Source organism: Tepidimonas sp. (genome assembly GCF_029335975.1).
Lineage (GTDB): Bacteria > Pseudomonadota > Gammaproteobacteria > Burkholderiales > Burkholderiaceae_C > Tepidimonas.
Window position 1 is genome coordinate 1 of record NZ_JARJMT020000032.1, and the last position, 5,348, is coordinate 5,348.

Annotated in this window: 5 protein-coding genes and 1 pseudogene; all 6 read left to right on the forward strand. The window is 68.1% G+C overall.

Annotated elements, in window-relative coordinates; all coding sequences use genetic code 11:
* On the forward strand, positions 1-810 hold an 810-nt coding region (gene pilW, locus P3W97_RS01705; RefSeq protein WP_367184578.1), incomplete at its 5' end, for a type IV pilus biogenesis/stability protein PilW.
* Entirely contained in the window at positions 803-1,654 is an 852-nt protein-coding gene (locus P3W97_RS01710) for a helix-turn-helix domain-containing protein (RefSeq protein WP_300843239.1), read from the forward strand. The genes pilW and P3W97_RS01710, both read left to right, overlap by 8 nt.
* A 35-nt stretch (positions 1,655-1,689) precedes the next feature.
* Positions 1,690-2,964, forward strand: a complete 1,275-nt coding sequence (ispG, locus tag P3W97_RS01715) for a flavodoxin-dependent (E)-4-hydroxy-3-methylbut-2-enyl-diphosphate synthase (RefSeq protein WP_300843243.1) — start codon at positions 1,690-1,692, stop codon at positions 2,962-2,964.
* A 91-nt stretch (positions 2,965-3,055) separates the two neighbouring features.
* Positions 3,056-4,363, forward strand: a complete 1,308-nt coding sequence (hisS, locus tag P3W97_RS01720) for a histidine--tRNA ligase (RefSeq protein WP_300843240.1) — start codon at positions 3,056-3,058, stop codon at positions 4,361-4,363.
* A 71-nt stretch (positions 4,364-4,434) separates the two neighbouring features.
* On the forward strand, positions 4,435-5,100 hold the full coding sequence (locus P3W97_RS01725) for a tetratricopeptide repeat protein (RefSeq protein WP_300843241.1): 666 nt from the start codon (positions 4,435-4,437) through the stop codon (positions 5,098-5,100).
* Positions 5,097-5,348 (forward strand): annotated as a pseudogene (locus tag P3W97_RS01730) (hypothetical protein); the annotation flags it as partial. The gene P3W97_RS01725 and the pseudogene P3W97_RS01730, both read left to right, overlap by 4 nt.

Here is a 5,348-nt window from a genome sequence, read left to right on the forward strand (position 1 = left end):
CGGCGGGCGCTGGTGCTCGGTGGACGCGCAGCTGCGTTGTTGTGCGTGCTGGGTGCCGTTGCCGCCTTGTCGGGCTGCGCTGGGGCGATGGGCGGCAGCACGGACCGCGACTGGATCACAGAGTCGGACGAGCCCCAGGCCCGCAAGCGCGCCCGCACCCGGCTGGAGTTGGCCGCCGGCTACTTCGAGCAGGGGCAGACGGTCGTTGCCTTGGACGAGGTCAAACAGGCCATCCAAATCGACCCAAGCTACGCTGCCGCGTTCAATCTGCGCGGGCTCATTTACACACAATTGCGCGATTTTCAGCTGGCGCAAGAGAGTTTTCAGCAGGCCTTGCGGCTGGATGCGCGCGACGGGGATTCCTGGCACAACCTGGGCTGGATGTACTGCCAGGATGGTCGTTATTCCTCAGCGCTGCACGCCTTCCAGCGCGCGTTGGAGGCGCCGGGGTACCGCTCGGCGGCACGCACCTGGATGGTATTGGGGGTGTGCCAGGTCCGCGCGGGCCAGGCCGAGTCCGGTGAGCGCAGCCTGCAGCGCGCTTTCGAGCTCGACCCCGACAATCCCGTGGTGTTGTACAACCTGGCGCTGTTGCTGCACCAGCGCGGCGACAGCGAGCGGGCGCGGTTTTACATCCGCCGCCTCAACAACTCCGAGCTGGCGAACGCCGAGACCCTCTGGCTGGGCATCCGGATCGAAAACCGGCTGCAGAACCGCGAGGCGGTGTCGCAACTCGGCGAGCAGCTCAAACGCCGCTTTCCGACCTCGCGCGAGGCCGGCTTTTATGAGCAGGGGGTTTTCCATGAGTGAGTCCGGCACCACTGCGCCTGCGACGCAACCGCAGTCTGCGGGTGAGGCGCTGCGCCAGGCCCGCGAGCGCGCCGGGCTGCATATCGCCGCCATCGCCGCGACCCTGAAGGTGCCTGTCGAGCGCCTAGAGGCGCTAGAGGCGGACCGTTACGACGCGCTGCCCGATGTCACCTTCGTGCGCGCCTTGGCGCTGAGCGTGTGCCGACTGCTCAAGATCGATCCCGCACCCATCCTTGCCGCCTTGCCAGCCGGTCAGGCCCCACAGCTCGGGGCAACCCACGGCTCGATCGATGCTCCGATGCCGCGCGAGAACGCCGCGCCCGATTTTGGTGGCAGCGAAGCGAGTGGCCGCCGCGCGCCGTTGTGGATCGCGCTGGCGCTGGCCGTGCTGGCTGGGGTCCTGTGGTTCGTGCTGCCGAGCGCAGGGGATACCCCTGCAAGCCCCGCAGCGGCTGGGGCCGAAGGCGGCACCGCGCCCGCTGCGGGGCTGGAGCCGGGCCCCAAGGAATCCGCAGCCAACTCCCCAGCCGCAGCCATGCCCCCCGCGGCCGAGGCCAGTTCTGCCGATGCACCGGCACCGCTGCAGCCGGCCTCGGAGGGCCACGCTGCATCCGCCGTGCAGTTGCGAGCCCGGGCCGAGAGCTGGATCCAGGTCATTGGCGCATCGGGGCGTGTCTGGCTGCAGCGCAACCTGCAGCCGGGCGAGGACGTCCGCTTCGACGAGGATCTGCCGCTGGCGATCACCGTCGGACGCGCGGATGCCACCGAGGTCGTGGTCCGCGGCCAGCCCTTCGATCTGGGGCCGATGACCCGCAATAATGTCGCCCGTTTCGAAATCCGCTGATTGTCATGAGTGCCATCGACCCTCTGGCCGCCGCGATGGGCGCAGCGCCACATGCAGACCGACCGATTCCGCTGGGCACCGCCGCCCCGCGCCGCTCGCGCCAAGGCGTCGTGGTTTGGGGGGAGCACCGCGTCACCCTAGGCGGCGATGCGCCGGTCCGCGTGCAGTCGATGACCAACACCGACACGGCGGACGCCATCGCGACGGCCATCCAGGTCAAGGAACTGGCCCAGGCCGGCTCCGAGTTGGTGCGCATCACCGTCAACCACGACGAGGCGGCGCGGGCGGTGCCGTACATCCGCGAACAGCTCGACCGCATGGGGGTGTCGGTCCCGTTGATCGGTGATTTTCACTTCAACGGGCACCGCTTGCTCACCGACCACCCGGCCATGGCACAAGCGCTGTCCAAATACCGCATCAACCCGGGCAACGTGGGCCGTGGCGAAAAGAAAGATCGCCAGTTCGCCCAGATGATCGAGGCGGCGCTGCGCTGGGGCAAGCCCATCCGCATCGGCGTCAACTGGGGCAGTCTGGATGCCGATCTGCTCGCGCAGATGATGGACGAAAACGGCCGCCGCCCCCAGCCCTGGGATGCGCGGCAGGTCATGTACGAGGCGCTGATCGCCTCGGCGCTGGCGTCGGCCGAGCGTGCGGTGGAACTCGGCATGGCGCCCGAGGCCGTGGTGTTGTCGTGCAAGGTCAGCAATGCGCAGGATCTGATCGCCGTGTACCAGGAACTGGCGCGCCGCTGCGACTATCCGCTGCACCTGGGGCTGACCGAGGCGGGCATGGGCACCAAGGGCACCGTGGCCTCGGCCGCGGCGCTGGCCGTGCTGCTGCAGCAGGGTATCGGCGACACCATCCGCGTCAGCCTGACTCCCCAGCCCGGCGAGCCCCGCACCCAGGAAGTGGTGGTGGCGCTGGAGATTTTGCAGGCGCTGGGGCTGCGGGCGTTCGTGCCCAGCGTCACCGCCTGCCCCGGTTGCGGGCGTACGACCAGCACTGTATTCCAGGAGCTGGCCAAGCAGATCGACGACCACCTGAGGGCGGCCATGCCGGTTTGGCGCAGCCGCTATCCCGGGGTCGAGAACCTCAAAGTGGCCGTCATGGGTTGCATCGTCAATGGGCCGGGTGAGAGCAAGCACGCCGACATCGGCATCAGCCTGCCCGGCACCGGCGAGGCCCCGGCCGCCCCTGTCTATCTGGATGGCCAGAAGGTCACCACCCTGCGCGGCGAGCGCATCGCCGAGGATTTTCGACAAATCGTCGAAGACTATGTTGCCCGGCGCTTTGGCACCGGCACAGTCTGACGATACTGTCTGGCGCATTCCTTGCGCCACCCTTTCGTTGGCATCTGGGCACCGCAACACCATCGCCGTGGAGCCCCCACACGAGACCGAAATGACCGACAAGATCACCGCCGTCAAAGGCATGAATGACATCGTCGCGCCCGAATCCGCCCATTGGGAATGGTTGGAGACACGGGTGCGCGATCTGTTCGCGCGCTATGGCTACCGCAACATCCGCACCCCCATCGTCGAGCCGCTGGCCCTGTTCGTGCGCGGGTTGGGCGAGGTCACCGACATCGTCGAAAAAGAGATGTACGCCTTCGAGGACCGGCTCAACGGCGAACAGCTCGCGCTGCGACCCGAGGGCACGGCCGGTGTGGTGCGCGCCGTGGTGGAGCATTCGCTGCTCTACGACGGTCCCAAGCGTTATTACTACATGGGTCCGATGTTTCGCCACGAGCGGCCGCAGCGTGGGCGCTATCGGCAGTTTCACCAGGTGGGTGTAGAGGCGCTGGGCTTGTCTGGCCCCGAGGCCGATGCCGAACTGATTGCGATGGCCGCAGACCTGTGGCGCGAACTGGACCTGCAGGACATCACGCTGGAACTCAACAGCCTGGGGCAGCCCGCTGAGCGGCAGGCGCACCGCCAGGCGCTGATCGCGTATTTCGAGCAGCACCGCGACCAGCTCGACGAGGACGCACGCCGTCGCCTCTACACCAACCCGCTGCGCATTCTGGATACCAAAAACCCGGCGATGCAAGCGCTCGTCGAGGCCGCTCCCAAGTTGCTCGACCATCTGGGCTCGGCGTCGCTCGCGCACTTCGAAGCGGTGCGCCGCCTGCTGGACGCTCAGGGCATTGAATACCGGATAAACCCGCGTTTGGTGCGTGGGCTGGACTATTACCATCACACGGTGTTCGAATTCGTCACCACGTCGCTTGGGGCGCAGGGAACGGTTTGCGCGGGGGGGCGCTACGACGGATTGATGGCCGAGGTGGGTGGCAAGCCCGCCCCCGGTGTGGGCTGGGCCATGGGGGTGGAGCGCATACTGGAGCTGCTCAAGGCCCAGCAGCGCCTGCCAGCCCCTCCGGTGCCGGATGCCTATGCCATCGTGCCCGACGCCCAGGCCTGGCCGCAGGTGATGCCAGTCCTGCGGGCCTTGCGCGCTGCAGGACTGCAAGTGCTGATGCACGCCGCAGGGCCAGACGGGCAGGGCAGCATGAAGTCGCAGTTCAAAAAAGCCGACGCCAGCGGGGCGCGCTATGCGCTGATTTTTGGCCAGGCGGAGCTGGCTGCCGGGCAGGTGGCGGTCAAGCCCCTGCGCGAAGGGCTGCAAGGTCCTGTCACTGCCCAGACGCTGCTGCCCATGGCCCAGGCCGCTGAGTGGGCCGCCCAGTTGCGCTGCGTCGGCGCGACCTGATGCAGCCAACCGCGACCGCAGGGTTCGCCCCCCTCTACAATCCCGCCACATCGACACCTACCGGGCAGCGCATGGCCTCGCATTACGATCTCGAAGAGCAGGAACAAATTGCCCAGCTCAAGGCTTTTTGGGCAAAGTACGGCAACCTCATCACCTGGCTGGTGGCGGGGCTGCTGGGCGTCTACGCTGCCTACAACGGCTGGCAGTATTGGGAGCAGCGGCAAGCCGTGCAGGCTGCCGCGCTATACGATGAGCTGGACCAAGCCGCCCGCGCAGCCGATATCGAGCGGGTGCGGCGCATCTGGAGCGACCTGCAGGCCCAGGCGGGTCGGACCGCGCAGGCACAGCAGGGCGCCCTGCTGGCTGCCCGGGCGCTGGTCGAGGCGGAGCAGCTCGCCGATGCGCGCGCAGCCCTGCAGTTTGCGATCGACCGTGGGCGTGATGAGGCCCTGAGCGCGGTGGCCCGAGTGCGCATGGCGGGGCTGGAGCTGGACGCCGGCAATCTCGATGCGGCCCTGCGACTGCTCGATGCCGAGGTGCCCGAGGCCCTGCGCCCATGGCGTGCCGATCGCCGTGGTGACGTGCTGCACCGCCAGGGTGAGGACGAAGCCGCTCGCGCGGCCTACCTGGATGCCTGGAAGGGGTTGGAGCCCGCGGTCGGCTACCGTGCCATCGTCGAGGCCAAGCTCAACGCACTGGGGGTCGATCCCACTGCTCGTCCGGAGGCCAAGCCGTGAATCACATCCGTTCCTCCGTCGATTCCTTCTCGCTTACCCGTCGGGCGGGGGCTTGGCTGGCCAGCGCCGCCGTCCTGCTGGCGCTGGTTGCTTGCTCGTCCGGTGCTCGCAAACCCGAGCCCATGCCGCTGGAGCCGGTGGCCGCGCTCGTGCCGGCACGGCAGGTGTGGACGCAGGCGCTCGGTCCCGTGAATCCGCTGCTGGTGCCGGCCGTCCACGGCGCGGCGGTGGCGCTGGTCAATGCCGCA

Bases quoted from the DNA above. Each gene is read 5' to 3' on its own strand.
- P3W97_RS01710 (WP_300843239.1), top strand. From the start codon at position 803: ATGAGTGAGTCCGGCACCACTGCGCCTGCGACGCAACCGCAGTCTGCG.
- ispG (WP_300843243.1), top strand. From the start codon at position 1,690: ATGGGCGCAGCGCCACATGCAGACCGACCGATTCCGCTGGGCACCGCC.
- hisS (WP_300843240.1), top strand. From the start codon at position 3,056: ATGACCGACAAGATCACCGCCGTCAAAGGCATGAATGACATCGTCGCG.
- P3W97_RS01725 (WP_300843241.1), top strand. From the start codon at position 4,435: ATGGCCTCGCATTACGATCTCGAAGAGCAGGAACAAATTGCCCAGCTC.